22 protein-coding genes are annotated in these 21957 nt (G+C 41.4%); 14 read left to right on the forward strand and 8 right to left on the reverse strand.

The genetic code is table 11. From position 1 onward, the window contains the following. Nucleotides 1–144: 144 nt before the first annotated feature. Complete coding sequence (locus OO007_RS03015; RefSeq protein ID WP_299878279.1) at nt 145–585, reverse strand: Lrp/AsnC family transcriptional regulator; 441 nt, start codon at nt 583–585, stop codon at nt 145–147. Between the two features lie 162 nt (nt 586–747). Between OO007_RS03015 and OO007_RS03020 the strand changes: the two genes are divergently transcribed. From OO007_RS03020 to OO007_RS03045, 6 genes are all read left to right on the forward strand, one after another. Next, a complete protein-coding gene (locus tag OO007_RS03020; RefSeq protein ID WP_299878282.1) occupies nt 748–1836 on the forward strand; it encodes an ornithine cyclodeaminase in 1089 nt (362 codons plus the stop codon). 1 nt (nt 1837) lies between these two features. Next, entirely contained in the window at nt 1838–2764 is a 927-nt protein-coding gene (ctlX, locus tag OO007_RS03025; RefSeq protein ID WP_299878285.1) for a citrulline utilization hydrolase CtlX, read from the forward strand. A gap of 89 nt (nt 2765–2853) precedes the next feature. Further along, nucleotides 2854–3900: a histone deacetylase family protein gene (locus OO007_RS03030; RefSeq protein WP_299878288.1), complete on the forward strand. Its 1047-nt coding sequence runs from the start codon at nt 2854–2856 to the stop codon at nt 3898–3900. Nucleotides 3901–4168: 268 nt separating this feature from the next. Next, complete coding sequence (gene glyQ, locus OO007_RS03035; RefSeq protein ID WP_325807694.1) at nt 4169–5122, forward strand: glycine--tRNA ligase subunit alpha; 954 nt, start codon at nt 4169–4171, stop codon at nt 5120–5122. Next, nucleotides 5122–7197 carry a glycine--tRNA ligase subunit beta gene (gene glyS / locus OO007_RS03040; protein ID WP_325807695.1) on the forward strand — a complete coding sequence of 692 codons (2076 nt, stop codon included), beginning with the start codon at nt 5122–5124 and terminating at the stop codon, nt 7195–7197. Before glyQ ends, glyS begins: the two co-directional genes overlap by 1 nt. An 836-nt stretch (nt 7198–8033) precedes the next feature. Further along, nucleotides 8034–8183 carry an entericidin A/B family lipoprotein gene (locus OO007_RS03045; RefSeq protein ID WP_131904550.1) on the forward strand — a complete coding sequence of 50 codons (150 nt, stop codon included), beginning with the start codon at nt 8034–8036 and terminating at the stop codon, nt 8181–8183. Between the two features lie 100 nt (nt 8184–8283). On the opposite strand, the gene OO007_RS03050 is transcribed toward OO007_RS03045, so the two are convergent. Continuing rightward, nucleotides 8284–9054 (reverse strand): enhanced serine sensitivity protein SseB C-terminal domain-containing protein, encoded by a 771-nt coding sequence (locus OO007_RS03050; RefSeq protein WP_131904551.1) that lies wholly within the window; start codon nt 9052–9054, stop codon nt 8284–8286. A gap of 333 nt (nt 9055–9387) precedes the next feature. Here OO007_RS03050 and OO007_RS03055 point away from each other — a divergent pair, with 333 nt between their 5' ends. Continuing rightward, nucleotides 9388–10269, forward strand: coding sequence for a Dyp-type peroxidase (locus OO007_RS03055; protein WP_131904552.1), 882 nt, complete (start codon nt 9388–9390; stop codon nt 10267–10269). Nucleotides 10270–10355: 86 nt separating this feature from the next. On the opposite strand, the gene msrA is transcribed toward OO007_RS03055, so the two are convergent. Then, on the reverse strand, nt 10356–10847 hold the full coding sequence (msrA, locus tag OO007_RS03060) for a peptide-methionine (S)-S-oxide reductase MsrA (protein ID WP_325807696.1): 492 nt from the start codon (nt 10845–10847) through the stop codon (nt 10356–10358). A 337-nt stretch (nt 10848–11184) separates the two neighbouring features. Here msrA and OO007_RS03065 point away from each other — a divergent pair, with 337 nt between their 5' ends. From OO007_RS03065 to OO007_RS03090, 6 genes are all read left to right on the forward strand, one after another. After that, a complete protein-coding gene (locus OO007_RS03065; RefSeq protein ID WP_131904554.1) occupies nt 11185–11559 on the forward strand; it encodes a DUF302 domain-containing protein in 375 nt (124 codons plus the stop codon). A 63-nt stretch (nt 11560–11622) separates the two neighbouring features. After that, complete coding sequence (locus OO007_RS03070; RefSeq protein ID WP_325807697.1) at nt 11623–11985, forward strand: TraR/DksA family transcriptional regulator; 363 nt, start codon at nt 11623–11625, stop codon at nt 11983–11985. A gap of 63 nt (nt 11986–12048) precedes the next feature. Continuing rightward, on the forward strand, nt 12049–12657 hold the full coding sequence (locus OO007_RS03075; protein WP_325807698.1) for a rhodanese-like domain-containing protein: 609 nt from the start codon (nt 12049–12051) through the stop codon (nt 12655–12657). Between the two features lie 298 nt (nt 12658–12955). Next, nucleotides 12956–14044, forward strand: a complete 1089-nt coding sequence (locus OO007_RS03080; protein WP_325807699.1) for a formate dehydrogenase subunit gamma — start codon at nt 12956–12958, stop codon at nt 14042–14044. Further along, nucleotides 14041–14682, forward strand: a complete 642-nt coding sequence (locus OO007_RS03085) for a hypothetical protein (protein ID WP_325807700.1) — start codon at nt 14041–14043, stop codon at nt 14680–14682. Before OO007_RS03080 ends, OO007_RS03085 begins: the two co-directional genes overlap by 4 nt. A 23-nt stretch (nt 14683–14705) precedes the next feature. Next, nucleotides 14706–15998 carry a (Fe-S)-binding protein gene (locus OO007_RS03090; protein WP_243651453.1) on the forward strand — a complete coding sequence of 431 codons (1293 nt, stop codon included), beginning with the start codon at nt 14706–14708 and terminating at the stop codon, nt 15996–15998. A gap of 172 nt (nt 15999–16170) precedes the next feature. Here the strand turns inward: OO007_RS03090 and OO007_RS03095 are convergent, their stop codons facing one another. The 5 genes from OO007_RS03095 to cynS form a co-directional block, all read right to left on the reverse strand. Beyond that, nucleotides 16171–16665 carry a Spy/CpxP family protein refolding chaperone gene (locus OO007_RS03095; RefSeq protein ID WP_325807701.1) on the reverse strand — a complete coding sequence of 165 codons (495 nt, stop codon included), beginning with the start codon at nt 16663–16665 and terminating at the stop codon, nt 16171–16173. 284 nt (nt 16666–16949) lie between these two features. Then, nucleotides 16950–18263 carry an ATP-binding protein gene (locus OO007_RS03100; RefSeq protein ID WP_325807702.1) on the reverse strand — a complete coding sequence of 438 codons (1314 nt, stop codon included), beginning with the start codon at nt 18261–18263 and terminating at the stop codon, nt 16950–16952. Between the two features lie 34 nt (nt 18264–18297). Next, nucleotides 18298–18975, reverse strand: a complete 678-nt coding sequence (locus OO007_RS03105) for a response regulator transcription factor (RefSeq protein ID WP_325807703.1) — start codon at nt 18973–18975, stop codon at nt 18298–18300. A 416-nt stretch (nt 18976–19391) separates the two neighbouring features. After that, a complete protein-coding gene (locus OO007_RS03110; RefSeq protein ID WP_325807704.1) occupies nt 19392–20258 on the reverse strand; it encodes a sulfurtransferase in 867 nt (288 codons plus the stop codon). 57 nt (nt 20259–20315) lie between these two features. Beyond that, nucleotides 20316–20756 (reverse strand): cyanase, encoded by a 441-nt coding sequence (gene cynS / locus OO007_RS03115; protein ID WP_325807705.1) that lies wholly within the window; start codon nt 20754–20756, stop codon nt 20316–20318. A gap of 376 nt (nt 20757–21132) precedes the next feature. Between cynS and OO007_RS03120 the strand changes: the two genes are divergently transcribed. Beyond that, entirely contained in the window at nt 21133–21945 is an 813-nt protein-coding gene (locus OO007_RS03120) for an ABC transporter ATP-binding protein (RefSeq protein ID WP_325807706.1), read from the forward strand. Nucleotides 21946–21957 lie beyond the last annotated feature (12 nt).

Below are 21957 nucleotides of genomic sequence, written 5' to 3' on the forward strand. Positions count from 1 at the left end.
CTGGAATTTTCGGTGGCACTTAATAGCAGTCATCGAACATAGTCCCATATAGAGTTGCATAATACTTCAACTGTACTTTAAAAGTGACCACTGAGTATTAGGGTTTTGCCTAATAACAAACACCCTAATCTCTTCAGAACCTTTCTATACTGTAGTCAGTAATATACTCGTTTCACTATTTAGTACGCCATCAATGATACGCACACTACCTAGTACACGATCAAATTCGGCCAAGCTGGAGGTTTGTATCTCTGCCACCAAATCCCAAGCACCATTCGTCGAGTGCAAAGCCACCAACTCCGGAAATCCTCTTAATTCTCGAATAACTTGAGATGCTGACTTACCAACCACCTCAATCATCATGATCGCGCGGATAGTATCTAGACCTTGGTCTTCCCTTATTCTTACGGTAAACCCCAACAATACTCCTGAGGCCTGTAATCTATCCAATCTATTTTGCACGGTTCCACGAGATACTTTCAGTTTTTCCGCCAGATGCGTTAACGAAGCTCGACCATCCTTGCGCAGCAAAGAAATAAGTTCTCTATCAAGGTTGTCATAAGTATGTGTATTTGTTGGTGTCATATTTCTCACTAAATTGTCATTGTGTACAATAACAGCTAGCACTATGATAATTCATTGCTAAATATTTGCATACTTTTGCTATTTTGATTGAAATTTCTTTTCTTTATACTTTTTCTATACCGAAGAACTATCCCTACTTGAAAGAAATTGGAGAGCATTAAAATGTCTGACAACGAATTACAACTTAATAAAGATTTGAATATTGTCCCTTTTGTTAGTGTTGATCACATGATGAAAATAGTTGGACGTCTTGGCATGGAAAACATGCTTGAAGGAATGGCTGCGTATATTGAAGAGGACTTCAAACGCTGGGAGTTATTTGATAAAACCCCTCGCGTTGCGGCACATTCTGATGAAGGTGTTATTGAATTAATGCCAACTAGCGATGGTGAACATTATGGATTCAAATATGTAAATGGCCACCCTAAGAACATGAAAGAGGGCTTACAAACTGTAACAGCGTTTGGCGTACTATCAAAAGTTTATACCGGTTACCCTATTTTATTCTCAGAGATGACTATCTTGACAGCATTGCGCACCGCTGCCACTTCAGTGGTAGCGGCCAGATACCTTGCTCGTAAAAATTCACGCTGCATGGCGCTCATTGGAAATGGCGCACAATCTGAATTTCAGGCACTGGCGTTCAAAACCATGCTGGGTATTGATCAATTAAGACTTTACGATATTGATCCTGTCGCTACTGAAAAATTTATAGGCAATATGCAAGGTTACGGCTTTGAGATCGTTACTTGCAACTCAGCTCGTGAAGCAGCCAAGGGCGCAGATATCATTACAACCGCTACTGCAGACAAACAAAATGCCACAATCCTGACTGATGATATGGTCGAAGCGGGTGTTCATATAAATGCTGTGGGTGGTGATTGCCCTGGCAAAACAGAGTTGGAAAAAGCACTCGTTTTACGCTCTAGCCTTTTTGTCGAGTACCCACCACAAACACGTATCGAAGGTGAGTTGCAGCAATTAGATGCTGATTACCCAGTGAATGAAATGTGGCGGGTGATTCGCGGTGAACTAGTAGGCCGTAAAAATGATGAGGAAGTCACATTGTTCGACAGTGTTGGCTTCGCCACAGAAGATTTTTCGGCGTTACGTTATATCCGTGATATGTTGGATCGCCCGGGAATGACTGGCATGTATGAAAATCTCGACATGATTGCCGACCCTGATGAGCCACGCGATCTTTTTGGTATGGTTCGCCGTTCTGGTGCTATGTCTAAAGTAGCTGCCTAAAATGTCTACATCAAGTATTCAAGCTCCTGCTGCGGTCGTGATGATTCGGCCTCACCATTTTAGAGTTAATCCGGAAACCGCTGGTGATAATGTATATCAACAAGATACTGTCGCTATGGATCAAACCAAACTTGCACGGTTAGCTTTTCAAGAGCTAACCGTTGCAGCGAAGCTTTTAGAAGAGGCTGGTATTCGCGTTCATATATTTGAAGACGAGGGGACTGATACACCAGATTCCGTTTTCCCCAATAACTGGTTTTCAACACATTCAGGTGGACACATAGCACTGTACCCAATGTTCTCTGAGGCACGTCGTAAAGAGCGCCGCCCAGATGTAATTAACATGCTGAAAAGCAGCTATAGGGTACAGGATGTTATTGATTATTCAGGACTAGAACCTGACGGATTATTCCTTGAAGGCACAGGAGCTATGGTTCTGGACCATATAGATCGAGTCGCTTATGCGGTCAAATCGAATCGTACTGATCCAATTGCACTGGAACGGTTTTGTACTCACTTTAATTATGAACCGATGGTATTTGAAGCCGAAGATGAAAATGGTGTCCCCGTTTATCACACCAATGTATTAATGTGTATCGCTACATCGTTTGTAATGATCAGCCTGGACATGATAAAAAACCTGCAGCGCCGGAATGAAATCGTCAAACGCTTTGAAGCTTCAGGCCGCACGGTGATTGATTTAAGTCCTTCACAAATTGCAGATTTCGCCGGCAACGCAATAGAATTACATGGCGCAGAGCAAAATATTCTTGCATTATCGTCTAGGGCATTAGCCGCGCTAACTACCGAACAAATCAATATAATTGAGCAATCTGTAAACATCTTAGGGTTGGATATTCCCAGTATAGAATTAGCAGGTGGATCTGTTAGATGCACACTTGCCGGAATTCATCTTACGCCGCGCTAACTTTAGTATGACTAAAATTAACCTATAAATATTACAAACCCAGATTCATCAGTGATCAGCACAGATAATAAAAAACAGGGAGTTGTATCGTGAAAATTATTTATTCAGACAAACATTATCATCAAAGTCCAAAGCTAGAGTTAGCAGGCGGTGACTTAGTTCCTTCTTTTGAAAATCCTTCACGCGCTGAACACGTTTTAGAACGTGCTAGAACTGTTGGTTTAGATGAAATTATTTCACCAGACGAGTTTGGCATAGAACCTCTTTTAGCTGTGCATGATTCTGGGTATATCCAGTTTTTACAAACAGCTTGGCAGCAATGGATAGAAGCTGGATTTAAGGGAGAGATAATTCCATTGTGTTGGCCTGCTGGAAAAGCTTCCGATATTTTACCTCAACATATTAAAGGAAAGGTAGGTTATTACGCTCAAGGTACCGACAGCAATATTACAGAAGGTACCTGGACTGCCGCGTTGGCTGCTGCACAATCTGCATTAACGGGAGCTTCTCTAATTTGCAAATCAGTAAAAAGTGGTAATAAGGCCAGAGCATTTTCACTAGGTCGACCACCAGGGCACCATGCCGCAAAAGCTTCTTACGGTGGCTATTCGTTCTTAAATAATGCCGCCATTACTGCACAATATTGCCGCGATCAAGGTATTGCTAAAGTGGCTGTGCTGGATGTCGATTTTCATCACGGGAATGGCACTCAGGATATATTCTATGATCGTGATGATGTGTTTTTTGCTTCCATCCATGGTGATCCAATGGATAACTTTCCATACTTTTGGGGACATGCATCAGAACAAGGTGAAGGGATCGGTGAAGGTTTTAATTTGAATTTTCCATTAAGCAATGGCACAACATTCGCGGTATGGAGAGAAGCGTTAAAATCCAGTCTTTCTGCAATTAATGAGTTTGGAGCTGAAGTATTAATTGTTTCTTTAGGCGTAGACACATTTGAAGATGACCCGATCAGCTCTTTTAAGTTAAAAACTCCGGATTATCTGGTTATGGGCGCAGACATTGCCGACTTAGGCATCCCCACACTATTCGTGATGGAAGGTGGGTATAACGTAGAGGCACTTGGCATAAATATGGTAAATGTATTACAAGGCTATGAAGCCTCTTTATAACTAAGCCAAACGACTCACCATTACTGAAATACTTAATGTTAGTGGATCTGATTTAAGTATCTATAGTCTTGGTAAAGGCAACCCAGTTCCTGCTATAGAGAGACTATTACTTAATTGAGCAAAAACAGAATGAGGTGTTAAGGGTGAAGGGCTGCGTTTAATCTATGAACCAATCAAATTACACTATGATTTGGTAGTGCAAGTCATCGCTCTATTACAGTATACTTTCCGCCTTTAAATAATCACTACTTATAGGCGTTCGTAGAACATGTCGCAGCAAAATATACAACAGTACGACACATCAACATTCCAAGGTTTAATTTTTGCCCTACAGGATTACTGGGCAAAGCAAGGCTGTGCGATTTTACAGCCCTACGATATGCCGATGGGTGCGGGTACTGATAACCCAAATACATTCTTACGCGCGATTGGCCCAGAGCCATGGAATGCAGCGTTCGTTCAACCTTCGCGACGCCCTACTGATGGCCGATATGGTGAAAACCCAAACCGTCTGCAACGTTATTACCAGTTTCAGGTATTGATGAAGCCATCACCATTAGAGATTCAGGATTTATATCTGGGTTCTTTAAAAGCATTAGGTTTTGATCCGTTAGAGCACGATATCCGTTTCGTTGAAGATAACTGGGAATCACCCACGCTAGGCGCTTGGGGTCTCGGTTGGGAAGTTTGGCTAAATGGTATGGAGGTGACTCAGTTCACCTACTTCCAACAGCTTGGTGGCTTGGATTGTAAGCCGGTTACGGGCGAGATTGCTTACGGTTTAGAACGCCTTGCGATGTATTTGCAGGATGTTGAAGTGGTTTACGACCTGGTTTGGACGATTGACCCAGCAGGTAACAAGGTTACTTATGGCGATGTTTATCATCGCAATGAAGTTGAGCAATCGACCTACAACTTTGAAGTGGCAAATGTTGATGAGTTATTCCATCACTTTGACGCGGCAGAAAAAGAAAGCCAGGTACTTATCGAAAAAGGATTGCCATTACCGGCATACGAACAAATGCTAACGGCTTCGCACGCGTTTAATCTACTGGATTCTCGTAATGCGATTTCGGTAACAGAGCGTCAGCGTTATATGCTGCGCGTTAGATCATTATCACGTGCTATTGCAGAAGCTTATTATGCGTCTCGTGAAGCATTAGGTTTCCCTCTGGTGAAAGATAAACCTGAGTCAGATGCTGCCAAGAAGGAGGACGTATAATGTCAGATACAGCAAACGCAAACCTACTGATTGAAATCGGTACTGAAGAACTTCCTCCAAAAGCATTGAAAAAATTATCAGAAGCATTCACTTCTGGCGTGGTTGCTGGTTTAAAAGAAGCCTCATTAGAAGCTGAGGAAGTGATTTCTTATGCTGCACCAAGACGTCTAGCGGTATTGCTAAAAAATATTCCGGTTAAACAGGAAGATCAGTCGGTTGAACGCAAAGGCCCTGCGAAAAAAGCCGCATTCGATGCCGATGGCAACCCGACTAAAGCCGTTGAAGGTTTCGCACGTTCTTGTGGCATCAGCCCTCATGATCTAGAAGAGATTGAAACACCTAAAGGTATTTGGCTAGTATTCCGCCAAGATGTTGCGGGTAAATCAACTAGCGAGTTAGTACCAGAGATCGTCAGCAAATCACTGGCTAAACTGCCTATTCCAAAGCGTATGCGTTGGGGTAGTAGTGATATCGAATTCGTTCGTCCGGTACACTGGATTGTGATGATGCTCGGTAGCGATGTTATCGACGGTGAAGTACTTGGCATTCAATCTGGAAAGCAAACCTTTGGCCATCGTTTCCATCACCCTGAAGCTATTACGATTAATTCTGCCGAAAGCTACGCGCAACAGTTACACGATGAAGGTCATGTGATTGCATCGTTCGAAGCTCGTCGCGCTGAAGTGCGTAAACAAGCCGAAGAAAGTGCCCAAAAGTTGGGGGGGGTCGCGCATATTGAAGATGGATTACTCGACGAGGTCACGGCTTTGATCGAATTACCTATTGCAGTCAGCGGCAGCTTTGGTGAAGAATTCCTGGAAGTGCCTCAGGAATGTTTGATCACCAGTATGCAAGACCATCAGAAATACTTCCCCGTGGTTGATAGTAACGGCACATTGATGCCTTACTTTATTACCACCAGTAATATCAAAAGCTCGAATCCAGCTGCGGTTAGTCAGGGCAATGAGCGTGTCATACGCCCACGTTTTGCTGATGCCAAATTCTTCTGGGATCAAGACTTAAAGGTGAAGCTAGAATCGCGTAGAGATGCGACCAAGAAAATCGTGTTCCAACAAAAACTGGGAACGCTTTATGAAAAAACGGATCGTGTCTCTAAACTTGCGGGCTATATCGCCGGAGAAATCGGTACTGATCAGCAACTAGCAATGCGCGCCGCTGAATTATCTAAATGTGATCTACTCAGCAATATGGTTCAGGAATTCGCTGAACTTCAAGGCATTATGGGCAGCTACTATGCGAAGCACGATGGTGAAGATGCTGGTGTAGCAGCGGCAATGCAGGAGCAATACCAGCCCGGTTTTGCGGGAGATGTAATTCCAGCAGGCGAAGTCGGAAAAGTGCTGTCACTGGCCGATAGAACGGATACATTGATGGGTATATTCGCTATCGACATGAAGCCAACGGGCAGTAAAGATCCGTTCTCTTTACGTCGTGCGGCGCTGGGTTTGCTTAGAATCATTATCGAAGGTGATCTAAATCTAGATCTTAAATCGATGCTGACTGAAGCGGCTAAAGGCCTGTCGGATAAAGTCGATGCAACACCAGCGATTGACGATACCTTTGCCTTCATTATGGAGCGTTTAAAAGCGTATTATCAGGATCAGGGAATTAGCGCCGATACAGTAAACGCGGTTGCCAGCTTGAGTCCAAGTCATCCATTAGATTTTGATCAGCGCGTTAAAGCGGTTGCTGAATTTGCGAAAATGCCAGAATCAGAATCATTGGCTGCAGCAAACAAACGTATCAGCAACATCTTGAAGAAGGTTGAAACTGAGATACCTGCTGAGGTCGATCAGTCATTACTCAACGAACCGCAAGAAAAAGCGTTGTTTGATGCAATTAGCGCACAGCAAATGATCGTACAGCCATTATTTGCCAATGGTGATTACTCAGAAGCACTGTCATCGCTCGCGGTATTGCGCGAAGACGTCGATAACTTCTTCGACAACATTATGGTTATGGATGATAACGAAGCACTAAAGAACAACCGATTAGCGTTGTTATCGCAGTTACGTAATTTGTTTTTAGACGTTGCCGATCTGTCTAGACTTTAATTAGAGAAGATATTTCTAACGCTGTTTTGAAGAATCTACATAAGTCATAATCATTACTTATGTAGATTCTGATTTATTCGGTCGATGATTTTTGACCGTTCATTTCAAATCGACACTTTATAGCCTGGATCGCACGCACTATCTTTTTGGTGTTGGCAAATTTCTGATTGAGTTGCTATTATCCTTCCAAGTTAAGATAATAATTAAAAATAAGACAGATACTCTACACCTCAGGATTACCTTGCTAAGTTAACTGAACTAGCGTCTTATAAATTAATTAAGTTTTTTTAAATATCTTACTGAAATGTTTGTCAGGTTTTGTACGTTTGGGGAAATGTATTTTGACTGGATGAACGCTTATGCAGAAAAACGCATAGGCCAAATAAAGTTGTACCCCTCTGCCGGGGAAAGCAGAGAGGTACGGGGTAGAGACTGGTAGTTATTTTATTTTTATTTATTAACTAAACTACTCTTCGCCTCAGGGGCTTGCTAAAAAATTCCATTCGAGCTTTATTAAGCTTCTTTGTCTTCTGTTTGAATTATTATTAATCCATTTTGTTATGCCTAATATAATGCAAACACGATGCCAACTTTTCCAAAAAACGCTTAAGTCATTGATTTAAATAAATATAATAAATTCTATTTTGCGCGCAAAATTAAATTCAAGGTGCCAAAACACTGTCACTTGCTGACAATTTAACGGCATAAATGTCACTAATGTCAGGTTTAAACGTGTCATTTAATTTAGATGACACAATTAAATAATATCGATTTGCAATTCACCCTAAACTGATTTAAAACGCAGTTGTCTAAACGAGAAACAGAGGGCTAAAAATATGAAGAAATTATTAGTAGTGACGCTTATCACAGCATTTGGTTTATTTACCTTAAATGGTTGCAGCACCATTGCCGGAGCTGGCAAAGATATTCAGGATGTGGGCGGAGCAATCACAGATAAAGCTGAGAGAGCGAAGAAGAAAGAATAAGGTTTATCTCATGCATAAAAAAAGCCCTTCATTAGAGGGCTTTTTTTATGCGTGTAAATTGCATTTACACGATTTAATCGGGTAGCTAGTTATCACATCGTTAATGCATAACGCGCGATTCTGCGGTGTAAAATGGCACAATGTTCTCAACCATAAACTGACTGATATCCGGATCATCCTGGTCTACCACATAGAAGTCGACCGTCTCATACATCATGTCATCTTCGAGTAATGAGATCTTTTGAATCGCGGTATCAATGATTTTCTCGAATTTACCTTTACCTTGAATACCCACCATCAAATGCTCTTTGTCATCATCTGCTGGTATTTGAATGGTGCCTAAATATGCGGCTTCAACTTCTTTTTGACGTGAGAAGTATTCTGTCAAAACTCCGGTGAAGGTTTCAGAGACATTCTCCGGCATACCAAGAAGTACTTCGGTATGTTCATCCAGTGTGAGTTCGTTATTTTCCATTAAATCGGTATCCAGCAGGATAGCAATATCTTCCGGGTCAAACTCCATACCAAATTCAGAATTCGGGTTTAATACCAAAGGCGCGCCCATGGTTAGTTGAAACAAATCAACCGTGGTTAACTCAAGATACGGCTCATCGCTAGCGATTGCCTGTTGTAGCATCTGTAACGAAGTAAAGAAGGGTACGACTGGGCTTTGGTCTGTCTCGCGTTCCCAGTGCTGAATAATAACGGCTTGTTCTTCTTCTAAAGTGAAGTTACCCGTATCTTCCTCTTCTGGTTTACCCAAAACGAATATTTTAGATTCCATTAATGCTTCATAAAATGCGGGAGCTTCATTGTGATCTGCAGCTGCTTTATGGAGTGCTTTTTCAAGATCGTTTGTTGGAAGTAACATCTATTTTCTCTTTTATTAGTCGTGTTTCAGTCAAAATTATACAGTTAAATAGCAAGAGTCAACCGATTCAAGATAAATGCTCAGAGCAATCTGATCATAGTCATGAGCGGCCTATTAATTGCATGCAAAGCTTGTTCTGTAGAGCTTTTTGAGAACTCTGCTTATTTATTATACACCCCCCTACTTAGAGGCACTTTTTTAATCACAGTAACGGAAAGCAAATTTTTTAAATGCCCAGACTTTTACTATCTATCTCTTTTTAGCAATCGATCATAAATGCTTTAATTTTTACCTTTTGATATGATCTAGTTTTAAAGCGCTATGGATCAATGCATGACTTATCAAACCGGTATTATCGATGAAATTCCCCTACTTGCCCGTTATCAATACTATCGTTTGAAACCAGGCGCAAACGCCAAAGCGGTTTTGCAGGAACTTGCCGATATAGCGGTAGAAAAGAATATTGTCGTTGGTTTAGGCCAGTCATTAATTTTGGCAATGGATGCTGAAGTCCCTAATATGAGAAAAATGCCTGAGTTTAGTGGCAAGGGCATCGAAATCCCAACCACGCCTCACGCACTATGGTGCTGGATTCGTGGAGAAGACCGCGGAGATCTATTACACAAGGCACGCTTGATAAGAAATACCCTTGCACCTGCTTTTGTACTCGATAAAGTGACCGATGCATTCCGCTACGATAAATTCCGTGATTTATCAGGCTATGAAGATGGCACAGAAAACCCGACCGGTGATGATGCTCTGGAAGCGGCTATCAGCCAATCTTCTGAAAAAGGACTAAATGGCTCTAGCTTCGTTGCTGTTCAGCAGTGGACACATGATCTAGACACATTCCAGTCGATGTCTCGCCAGCAACAGAATCATACTTTTGGTAGAGATCAGGTAAGCAACGAAGAACTCGATGATGCCCCAGAATCAGCGCATGTAAAACGCACCGCACAGGAAGATTTCGAGCCTGAAGCGTTTGTCATCAGACGTTCTATGCCGTGGGCAAATGAAACCGAGGAAGGCTTGGTATTTGTTGCCTTCGGAAAATCATTCGATGCGTTTGAAGCCCTGATGCACCGCATGATTGGTAATGACGACGGTATTATCGATGGCTTATTCAGTTTTACCCGACCCACCACAGGTAGCTACTTTTGGTGCCCACCCATCACGGATGGAAAACTTGATTTAAGCGCCGTGTTAATCAAGTAAACGAAACAAGTAAAAAAACTCTCTGAAGCCTCAGTTAAGCAATGCTAACTGAGGCTTTATCCAACGGAATTACTCGTCAGAACTAACTAAGATAATGTCCAGTCTGGTCTTATCGCATGGCAAGTGTAACCAGTAGGATAACGTTCCAGATAGTCCTGATGTTCTGGCTCAGCCTCCCAGAAATCGCCCGCAGGCTTAAGCTCGGTCACTACTTTCCCAGGCCACTTGCCAGATTTATTCACATCTTCGATGGTCTGTTCTGCCACCGCTTTTTGTTCATCGCTGGTGTAGTAAATACCCGAACGATACGATGTGCCACGATCATTACCCTGTTGATTTAAGGTTGACGGATCGTGAATCTGAAAGAAGAATTCCAACAACGTGCGATAACTCACCACTTCGGGATTAAATTCAATTTCAATGCCTTCTGCATGCGTTCCATGATTGCGGTAAGTCGCGTTCTCTACATCGCCACCGGTATAACCAACGCGTGTAGCGATAACACCTGGACGTTTACGGATAAGGTCCTGCATTCCCCAAAAACATCCTCCTGCTAGTATTGCTAATTCTGTACTCATGGTTCACTCCTGTTATTTCTAATATGTATTTCCAAGAACCAATTCTAAGAAATAATAGTATGCTTAAGTCACCCCCCTACTTATAGGCTGTTTTTCCTATATCAATGACGCTGAGGGTTATTGATAATTACAAACACAATATATCCAATTAACTCATTGACGCGTAATACAGTTGATACGCAGCTAGCTTACAAAACGGATGAAATAAATTTGATAAACAATAGTGCTAATATAAAACACCTCTGTAAAACGTTAAAAACATTTACACTAAGTCTTAGCTAACGGTATACGGCGCTTTACTGTAATACGATATTTAACTCATTCTGGATATATAACGATGAAAAAAACAACCATTAAGCACAGCGTAGCAGATGCTGCAGACCTCGTAGTAAACTCCTTAAAAGAAAAAGGTTTTACCATTTTTGCGGATATTGACCATCAAGCGAATGCAAAATCTGTTGATCTTGAAATGCCTGCATCACGCGCTATTATTTTCGGTAACCCACTGTCTGGCACAAAGCTGATGCAGACCGATATTATGATGAGTCTGGATTTACCTTTACGTCTGGCAATCATCGAGAACGAGGGTGAAACACAACTGATTCATCAAACGCTGGATGATTATACGCCGAATTATCAAGTCAAAGATCATCCGGTTCTGATTAAAATTAAAGGCTTATTCGCCACGCTAGCCGCCGAATTAAATGTCTAAGCCTCATTTCTAGGCGCTATTAATGTGGTTAACATTAGTGGTAAACATAATCAGCTAACTTTTATGGCAATCGATAAAGCGAAACAAATTCCGGATACGAAAATAGCGCTTGAGCAAAAACTGCAAGAGCAACAGGCGATTCTACAAACTGCACAAGCGGATGCGGAATTTATACGTCGTCCGCATTGTAGAGATGCTGGCGAAATTGCCGAAGAAAGAGATCGTGCGGTGATTATTGATAACACCTTGCAACAAGCCCAGCAAAGTATCCGCCAGATTAAGACTGCTCTGGGTAAAATCGCAACCGATGAATATGGTTATTGCGATCGTTGCGGTGATGAAATTTCCCCCCAACGATTAAGTATTACCCCCGAAGTGGCGTTTTGTCTGAATTGTCAGGAAAAAACCGATAACCGATCCATCTAAAATTAAACAAAGCCACCCCCCTACTTTGAGGCATTTTTTTACTAACTAAGATGTTGATATAGCATGAACAAATTCATTTTCATTTTATTATTGATCACCATTAGCATGTCTTCTGCTGCTTACGATAAAAGTAAACTCACAAAGAAATGGCAGCACACACCGTATGATTTATATCTGAGTGCGAAAGAGGCTTATGAGATGAAAACCAGTAATCCTGAATCGGTATTGTTGCTGGATGTCAGAAATGAAGCAGAAATTCACTACACCGGAATCCCCGATACCGTTGATGCCAATATTCCCTATCGATTCGATTCCAATGAATGGAAGCTGAAGAAAAAAGGTAAATTCGGCACCTTTAAAATGCCTAAAAACAAACACTTTGTCGCCGCCATTAAAAATGTTTTAAAGGCGAAAAACATGAATACCGAGAATCCCGTGATTATTATGTGTGCAACCGGTAATCGTGCCCCCTTTGCAGTGAAAGCATTGCATGAAGCTGGCTTCAAAAAAGTCTATTCTCAGGTTGAAGGCTTTGAAGGTATTAGAGCCAAAGAGGGAAAAGACAAAGGAAAACGCACCGTCAGTGGCTGGAAAGTCAGCGGATTACCCTGGTCTTATGATCTTGTACCCGAGAAAATGTATTTCAATTTTGCGCCCAAGCAAAGTAAATAAAAAATCCTCTTTAATTGCTTTTCATATTAGCGATTTGAATCTTAGAAATGCGAAGTTAACCTAAACGGGTATACCCTATCTGCTGAATGCTGCGGCTATTTAATGCCAAACCTACCTAACGCTGCACCTATCCAATTAGGATATTTAAATTCTACAGCAAACCTCATAACATGAATCTCACCCCTTTATCTCAGTCATTTGATGATAAATATCACCTTTTAGGGTTTAAGCACCCCCTTCAAATTTAAAAGTAAGTAAGATAATTAATGACATAGAAATAATTATTGAGCATTCGAATATGACAAAACTAAAACACTTCTGGTTTCTGGGCATTATGATGATGCTATTCAGCTTTAATATTAACTCGGTATCTGCGGCAGAGAATCTTAAAGATGCTAATTCTGGTTTGGCCGATGCCGTTTCCTTACAACAAGAACGCGTGCAAAGCCCGGGTAGTGATTTGTGGCGAAATGTGCGTCAAAGAGATGCAACCATCTCAGGTAGAACACAAGTCAAAGGCCTGAAATCAGGGACGCTGATTGATACCAAAAACAACCAATGGCGCAAGGTACGTAGAGAGCTACTATTACCTTATGGTGGCTATTTTCTGATGGGTGCTTTGGGAATAATTGCTCTTTTATTTCTTTTTATAAAGCGTCAGAGAATACCCAATGGCAAGAGTGGCCAAACGGTCACCCGAATGTCGACTATGCAAATGATCACCCACTGGTTTCTGGTCGTCATCGTGGGTTTCATGTCGATTACCGGCTTACTGTTATTGTTTGGGCGCTTCGTCATTATCCCTTTAATGGGTGCCAGTGCTTTTTCTCCCATTGCATCAGCAAGTAAGGAAGGCCATAACCTGATGGGTCCATTGCTGGTAGTTGCACTGTTAATGATGCTGATTTATTACGTGCGACATAATTTTCCTGCAAAAGGAGACCTCAAGTGGCTGTTAACAGTCGGAGGCTTGTTTAGCAAAAAACATTTAGAGGTTGGCTACTTTAATGCTGGCGAAAAAATATTGTATTGGGCGACTATCGTGCTTTGTACGGTGTTATCCATTACCGGCTTATTGCTACTTTTCCCTTATTACGAACCCACTATTGACCGCACGCAACTTGCCTTATTGATTCATGCGATTGCCGCACTGGCACTGATTGCGATGGTCTTCGGTCATATCTGGATGGTATATACCGTTGAAGGCACATTCGATGCGATGGATACGGGCGAGGTCGACGAAAACTGGGCTAAGTCACATCATTCACGCTGGTACAAAGAAAAAACCCAGACAAACGAAGATGATGAGGGTGAATCGAGCGCCTCAAGCGAAGGCACAATAAGCAAAGACCCGTCCAGTGAAAAAGAACAAGGAGCATACTCATGATAGCCAGCTTTATTGATGGGCCTTTATGGTACTTCTCGTTATTCATTTTCTTTGCTGGTGTTATTTTACGTCTGGGTAGCATTATATTTAGCAAACACAAAGTCGACTTATCCGTGGCTAAAGGGCCTGAAACCCCTGGCGCGTTGCGAACCCTTTTCAGCCGCTTTATTCCTGACAAGGGTTTATTCAAACACATAAAGTTTCAGGTGATTGCGGGCTATGTATTCCACTTAGGCTTGTTTGCAGTCATATTTTTTGCTGCACCCCATATCAAATTTTTAGACGAACACTTTCTTGGTTTTTCCTGGCCTGCACTGCCGCACTGGGGATTTCTGGTTGCTGCTCAACTCGCTTTCTTAGGTTTAATTTTATTATGGTTGCACCGCATAATGAGCCCAGTTAGCCGCCTTATATCAACCAAAGGGGATCACATCTCATCTATTCTGACCTTTGTTGTGTTACTAACAGGTTGTTTGGCATTACTGGAATCGTTTAGCTCTTTACGATTACTGCACCGATTTAGCGTTGAATTATTTCTGATTTATTTTCCGTTTAGCAGCTTGATGCATGCGTTCACTTTTGTACCGAGTCGTATCTTTACTGGTGCATGGTTTGGACGTCGTGGAATTAAATCCTAGTGTCAGGTAAACAGGAGAACATTATGAGCGAAACAATGAGCGAAAGACTAGAAAAAGGAATAACAGCACTACGTGGGCAAATGGATTCTAAAGTAGAAACCTATTTTTCCAGTTGTGTGAATTGTGGCATCTGCGCAGAATCCTGCCTGTTTTATACCGAGACCAAAGACCCTCGTTATACCCCCATTTATAAAACCGAACCTCTGCGCAAACTGTGGAAACAGGAGTATTCATTCTGGGGCAAATTCGCAAGTAAACTGGGATTATCGAAACCACTTACAGAAGCTGATTTTGCCGACTGGGAAGAGTTAGTCTACGACGGCTGTTCCATGTGTGGGCGCTGTAGCATGGTGTGCCCAATGGGCATCGATGTGGCGGATATTATTGCCAGAGTCAAACAAGGCTTGTCAGCAGCGGGTTATACGCCAGAAGGTCTGGTTGGCGCGGCCCAGAGAACGCTCGAATTTGGTAGCCCAATGGGTAATATTTTGCCGGCACTTCAGGCACATATTAAACATATCGAAGCAGATACTGGCCTAACTGTGCCATTTGATGTGCAAGATGCAGATTATATGGTCACGATTTCTGCCAATGAGGTCGTTACCTTTCCCGAGTATATTGCTTCACTAACGCGTATTTTCCATCATGCTGGTGTGAACTGGACGATTTCAACTGAAGCTTTTGAAGCCACTAACTCTGGCTTGCAAATGGGTAACAATACGATTGCCACAGAATTAGTCGGCAGGATTGTGACAGCCGCAGAAAAGCTCAACGTAAAATACGTAGTAAGTCCCGAATGCGGTCACGCTTATGCCGCAATTCGCTGGAATGGCCCGAACTATCTGGGTAAAAAGTTTAGCTTTGGCGTGGTGCATATTCTTGAATTACTCGATGAGCTTTACCGCAGTGGTCGCATCAAAACCTCTGGAATGGAAACCTCGAGAATGACTTTCCACGACCCTTGCCAGATTGTTCGTCGTGGCGGTGTTGAAGCGCAACCGCGAGAACTGCTTGCGAGCGTTGCGTCTGACATTACCGAAATGAAAGATCATGGACGTATGAATTGGTGCTGCGGAGGCGGTGGCGGTGTCAGCGCGAATGAGCGTGCCGAAGAACTTAGACTTAAGGTTTTCAATCGCAAGAAATCACAGCTTGAAGAAATAAAAGTAGAGACCATGGTTACTGCGTGTTCGAATTGCCGAACAGTGCTTGAAGATGGTCTTGATGAAAACGAAATGGATATGGAAGTATTGGGTTTGACTGAGTTAATTGCAGAGCATTTAGTCGAAGACGAAGCAGCGCTTAAAGCTTCTTAGCTTCTCGAGTTAATACAATTATAGCAATCAGGACTCATTAGCCCCCCCCCTACTTTGGGGCACTTTTTTCTATTTATTGTCGACAGATGATTGTTCAGACAAAGCGCAGGTAATAAAAAGGCGGATCAAATGATCCGCCTTTTTATTAGGGTTAAAACGATTAGATTACTGCTTATTCCGCATACTTTCTTTTCTTGCCGTGTCTAGATTTACGGTTTTCATGCATCGCTTTTTTCGCAGCTTGCTGTTCTGGAGTTAGAATTCCAGCCATTTGCTTACGTTTATTTGCTTGTGCAATGGTAGTTTGTCGAACTATTGCAGACTCTCTGTTTGCAATGTCTTCAACCTTTGCATCAAAATCAGAAGCCGATGGATCAAGATTCATCATCTCAGTGCGTAATGCGCGCTTTTCATCTCTGAGCGGCTTCATCACATTTCTGTGGTTTTGCATCAGTTCCTGAACTTTAGTCTTCTGCTCATCAGTTAAGCCTAATTTCGTAGACATACGGTCAAAACGCTTCTGCATAAATTCTGATTTATCCATGCCTTTCTTGCCGTGTTTTCCACCTTTATTGCACATGGAATCAGCACTCGCCATAGTACCCATCGCTAAAGCACCAGCAACCATAGAGCTTAAGAATAGTCTTTTTGTCATTTTATTTTTCATGATTTTCTCCATTTTAATAACGCTGAGCTTTTTAATATTCATCTGCTACTTCAGTGAGCACCAGTGAGTAAATTATTTGCCAGCTTGTATTTTTCATTCATTGTTTCGATGAATTAATTATGAGCTTAAACGGTGTAAATAAGGGTTTACTCTATGTAAATTTGTGTAAATTAATTTTATTCTTATTGCTAGTCTTTATTTTTTTTATTCACTTTTTTCGTTATTTTATTACTTTAGCGATTAATAGCTGGTGAACCGTTCACTATTCTCTAAATCTGATTCAATTATTCTTCTACAGGTAAAATAATATCAATGCACAATCCGCCTTGATCTCTATTTCTCGCAACAATTTCACCCTGATGGAAAACGATTGAGCGCTGCGCTATCGCCAAACCTAGACCATAGCCTCCGCTATCTCTATCTCTGGCTTCTGAAAGCCTGACAAAAGGCTCGAACAGGCGTTTCAGTTTGTCTTCTGGAACACCAGGGCCACGATCGCAAATAGAAATCTGAATATGTGATTTATCCTTAATGGTAATCGCTACTGTAACTTCTGTACCTTCTTTGGTATATCGAATCGCATTTCGAATAATATTTTCTAAGGCGCGATGTAACAGTTCAACATTGGCGTTTAATGTCCATGATTGCGAATGCTGTAAAACGACTTTTTTATTTTTGCTGCTCGCTTCAAAATCACAATCTGCAATAATTGCCTCTAACAATTCTGCAATATCGATAAAATCATCTTTTGGATAAAGCGCACCAGCATCTAATCTTGAAAGCGTTAGTGATAAACCAACGAGCTCATTAAGACGTTCTGTTTCGTACTCGATTCTTTGCATTTCGGTGTCTACTTCAGCACCCGTTTTCTTGCGGGCCAAAGCGATTGCTACATGCATGCGTGCCAAAGGTGAGCGCAACTCGTGAGAAATATCACTCAACAATTGTTTTTGATTGGTGATCAAGCCCTGCAGTTGGGTTGCCATTTGATCAAAGTCTCTGCCAAGATCAGCAATTTCATCTCGACGACCACCCATTTCTTTTGCGACACGGGTATCTAACTTGCCTTGCGAGAATTCTTTTGCAGCAGATTGCAGTTTTTTAATCGGTTTCGTTAAGTACCAGGCCAACCAAAAACACACTAAACTACTTAATAAAATGGCGATTGCAAACCACAGGAAGAACACGCCCTCCGAACCTCGAAAAGGTCGATACATTTGTGAAACAGTGCTTATGTTTTTAGCTCTTTTGGGTGCTGCGGTGAATATTCTGTAGGTGACGCCATCTATTGACTCTACAGACTCAAACTCATTTAAATCGGGTGCATCTACTGAAAATGGGCGACCTAAAACATCATTCCCAAAACCATCGACAACAAAAAAGTCCAGGCGGCGCGAAGTGAGTTTTTTATTTTCGAGAAATTCTATCGCCGCTTCTTCACCACCGTAATACAGAATCTGTCTCAACGACTCAACACGGTTATCAATAAAACGGGAACGATATTCCTGTTGCGTATTATCATCGGAATTCTTGATGTAAATGGCGGTGCCCCACGAAGCACCCACACCTATCAAAATAAGTGTGATCCAAAACCACAAAAAGATTTTCCAGAATAAACGACCCATTACTGGCTTACGATTGAACCGTTAATTGATATCCAATGCCACGAACGGTTTGAATCAAATCCTGATTTTCATCACCCAATTTCTGGCGTAACTTACTCATGTGCATATCGATACTACGATCGTAAGCAGTCAGTTTTTTTCCTAAGGCTTGCTCTGAAAGTGTTTCTTTATCAACTACTTGACCGACTTGACGAGCCAGTGCCTCTAGTAAGTTATATTCACTGCTGGTTAGCGGTAAAGCTTCTGATTTGTAATACGCTTTGCGCGATTTTGGCTGTACTTCCAAATCACCTGTTTTGATTTCTTCTTGTACTTCAGGCGCAAATTGAGTTCTTCGTAAAACAGCTTTTAATCGGGCGACGAGCTCTCTTGGGTTACACGGTTTGGGTAGATAATCATCGGCACCCATTTCAAGACCGACGATTCTATCGATGTCTTCGCCCTTTGCGGTTAACATTATTACTGGGGTTGACTGGCTTTGACGTAATTCACGCAATACTGAAAATCCATCCATTTCAGGCATCATCACATCTAACACAATCGCATCATAATTTTTGCTACGCGCTTGATTCAAGCCCGCCAAACCATCATTAGCCTGATCGACATTAAACGATTCAGAAGTGAGGTATTCACTTAACATACTCGTTAGTTCTGTGTCGTCATCTACAAGTAATATATCAGCCATAATTATTATCTAATTTTAATAAGAAGTTGTATTTTGCCATAGCTTGCTGCTTTTGCTGTTTCTTTTACACAAAATTACAACGAAATTTAGATAGTTATAGACTAGAAGAGTCACCCCCCCACCCTTTTAGGCACTTTTTTACAGTTAAATAAACAGGCTATAAGTAGGGGGGTGTATTAAATATATGGTTTAAAAAAGATGTTATTAGAATATAAACAGCAACCCAATATCACACATCAACCAAAACCTAGGCAAGATAAGTTTATAGGCTGACTAACAAAGCTGTAGACTCTCAGAAGACCTCAGAGTAACGATAATCACGGGCCGAGGACCATTTAGGTAATAAGTCCTCCGACCCATACAGTTGCAGACATTCCAACATTTAGTGCTTCAAGTATTGAATTCACTCTATCAACTTATGCTGCAGCCCAGATTTGATGACCTTCTTCTATAGGTAATTCGGGATCTCTTGACCACTCATTCCATGAACCAAAATAAATCCTCACATCTTTGACACCCGCTTCTTTTAAAGCAATATAAGTATTTGAAGCTCTGGCTCCTTTGAAGCAATATACATATACTGTAGAGTCTGGACCTATACCAACCGTTGCACTTTCAGCCTGTAACTCTTCTTTAGATTTAAATACCGGTACTTCTTCACCCGGTTTCATCATGCGATACCACTCTAACCATACTGCGCCTGGAATACGTCCTTTTCTCGGGCAAAAATCAATTCCATAAGGGGATGAACTCGTAGCGACCCACTCATCAACATCTCTAACATCTAATTTCACTATCTCAGGTTTATCTAGAGATTCAAGCATGTCATCTTTTGTAAGCATGACATTTGCAGCTGAAGGATCTACCGGGAACGTTTTGGCTTCTGGAGTTGAAGGGACATCTGAAATAGGCAGTTTTTCTGCCAGCCAGCCTTTGTAGCCACCATGTAAAATTGCGGCTTTAGGATAACCTAGAAACTCCAACAAAAAATAACCTCGACAAGATTGACCAAATCCTGTGTCCATCGAATCTTCATATATGACAGCGACTTCTTCTCCTGATAATCCAGCATCACCAAAAGCTGAAGCAAATTTTCCACTTAATTCCGCCAGCCCTTCTTTTGTAGAAGTGGCGAGGAATGTAAAAATATCATGCAAATTTACGGCACCTGGAATATGACCAGCAGCATAAGCTTCAGGTGATCTAGTATCAATAATTACTGTGGGCAATGATTCCGCCATTTGTTGTAACTGGTGAGGCGTAATTAAAATTTTATCTGTCATAGTGTTATTCTCCTGAGACTGTTTTAAGAGTAAAGTTTTGGGCTAAAACATTGCGATTTACCAAGACTTATACGGTAAGAATTTTCCATTCATGGTTATTACTACACGATCACCCATCGGGTTTTCTTCTTTATCAATATGCATTGAGTAATCAATTGCACTCATAATCCCATCACCAAATTTTTCATGAATAATTTCTTTGATCGTTTCCCCATAAACACCCACTATTTCATAGAATCGATAAATAACAGGATCTGTCGGAACCAACTTATCCCAGCTCTTGTGAGGGAATTCTTGCAACGTCTCGGCAACTTCCTCAGAAAGACCCAGTATCTCAGTAACTTTATAAGCAGCTTCTTTGCTTAAATGATTCATACCAAGACAGGCTGAAGTAAGATATACCGGCGAAATTCCAACTTTTTCACTCAAGGTTTCCCAACTTGTACCTGTGGATTTTTTAGCTACCATTATTTCTTCGGTCATTTCAATTTTTTTCATGTTAACTCCTGTTTTAATAAATTTTAATAGCTACCAATCCATCTAAAAACCATTCTTTAAATTACACATTTTCGCGGTTTGATAACTACTGCATATTCCTGATTTATTTCTTAAACCTTCAAAATTTGAAGGAGCAATTTATATGCCAAAACGAGTAAGCAATTGTTTTACATATAATTAATTTCAATTTTTGAATTTTAAGTCAGAATAACACTGAATGAGTGCCCGACATTGTCGTCAATGTCGGCACAAGGTCTGCATTGATCGATAGAGACAATTTGGTTAGCCACTGGGTTAGCCCTATTAAAACAACCTGTTAAGTGTTTTGGCACAGTGATTGCAAGATAATAAAAAAATTAAACATGAGTTCTTCACTATGAGCGCTAATATAAATATTGATTTTATCTCGCATACTTTTAAAGGCCAGGAGAAACCAACGCTTAAAGATATCGCTTTAAATATCCCAGCAAGAGAGCGAGTAGCCTTAATTGGGCGTAGTGGATGCGGCAAGTCAACCCTACTGCATATGCTCGCGGGTTTATTGATGCCAAGTGAAGGTTGTGTACGAATCAAAAGTCATCAAGTCACTAAACCAAGTGCCAAATGGAATATGATGTTTCAGAAACCATCATTATATCCATGGATGAATGTCAGAAAAAATATTGAGCTCGGTTTAACCTTCGCTGGTGAGAAAAATCCAGAAAAAATCAACTACCTTCTTGATCTGGTTGATTTAAGTGATAAGGCTGATGCCCACGTACAAAGTTTATCAGGTGGACAGCAACAACGAGTAGCACTCGCTAGATCATTGGCCACATCTCCAGAAGTACTTTTACTTGATGAGCCTTTTTCAGCACTTGATGCATTTACTCGAGCCAGCCTTCAAGATGAGGTAGCAGGTATAGCAGAAAAGGAAGATCTCACAATGGTACTTGTTACTCATGATATCGATGAAGCCGTTGCCATGGGAGACAGGGTATTAATCATGTCAGCCAATCCTGGAAGCATCGTTGGCGAAGTAAAAGTCGACCTACCTTTTCCTAGAGAAAGAAGCAGTAGTGAATTCAATCTTGTGAAAAAAGAATTGATGAAGACATTCGAATCTCTTGTTGGAGATTCTGCCCCAATTAATATTTCTCCCGTAGAAGTGCAAGCTGCTGCATCTGTGCATAAAGCTGATGCAGCTTAAACATATTTGCGG

This window comes from Cocleimonas sp. KMM 6892 (genome assembly GCF_035798195.1).
Classification (GTDB): Bacteria; Pseudomonadota; Gammaproteobacteria; order Thiotrichales; family Thiotrichaceae; genus Cocleimonas; species Cocleimonas flava.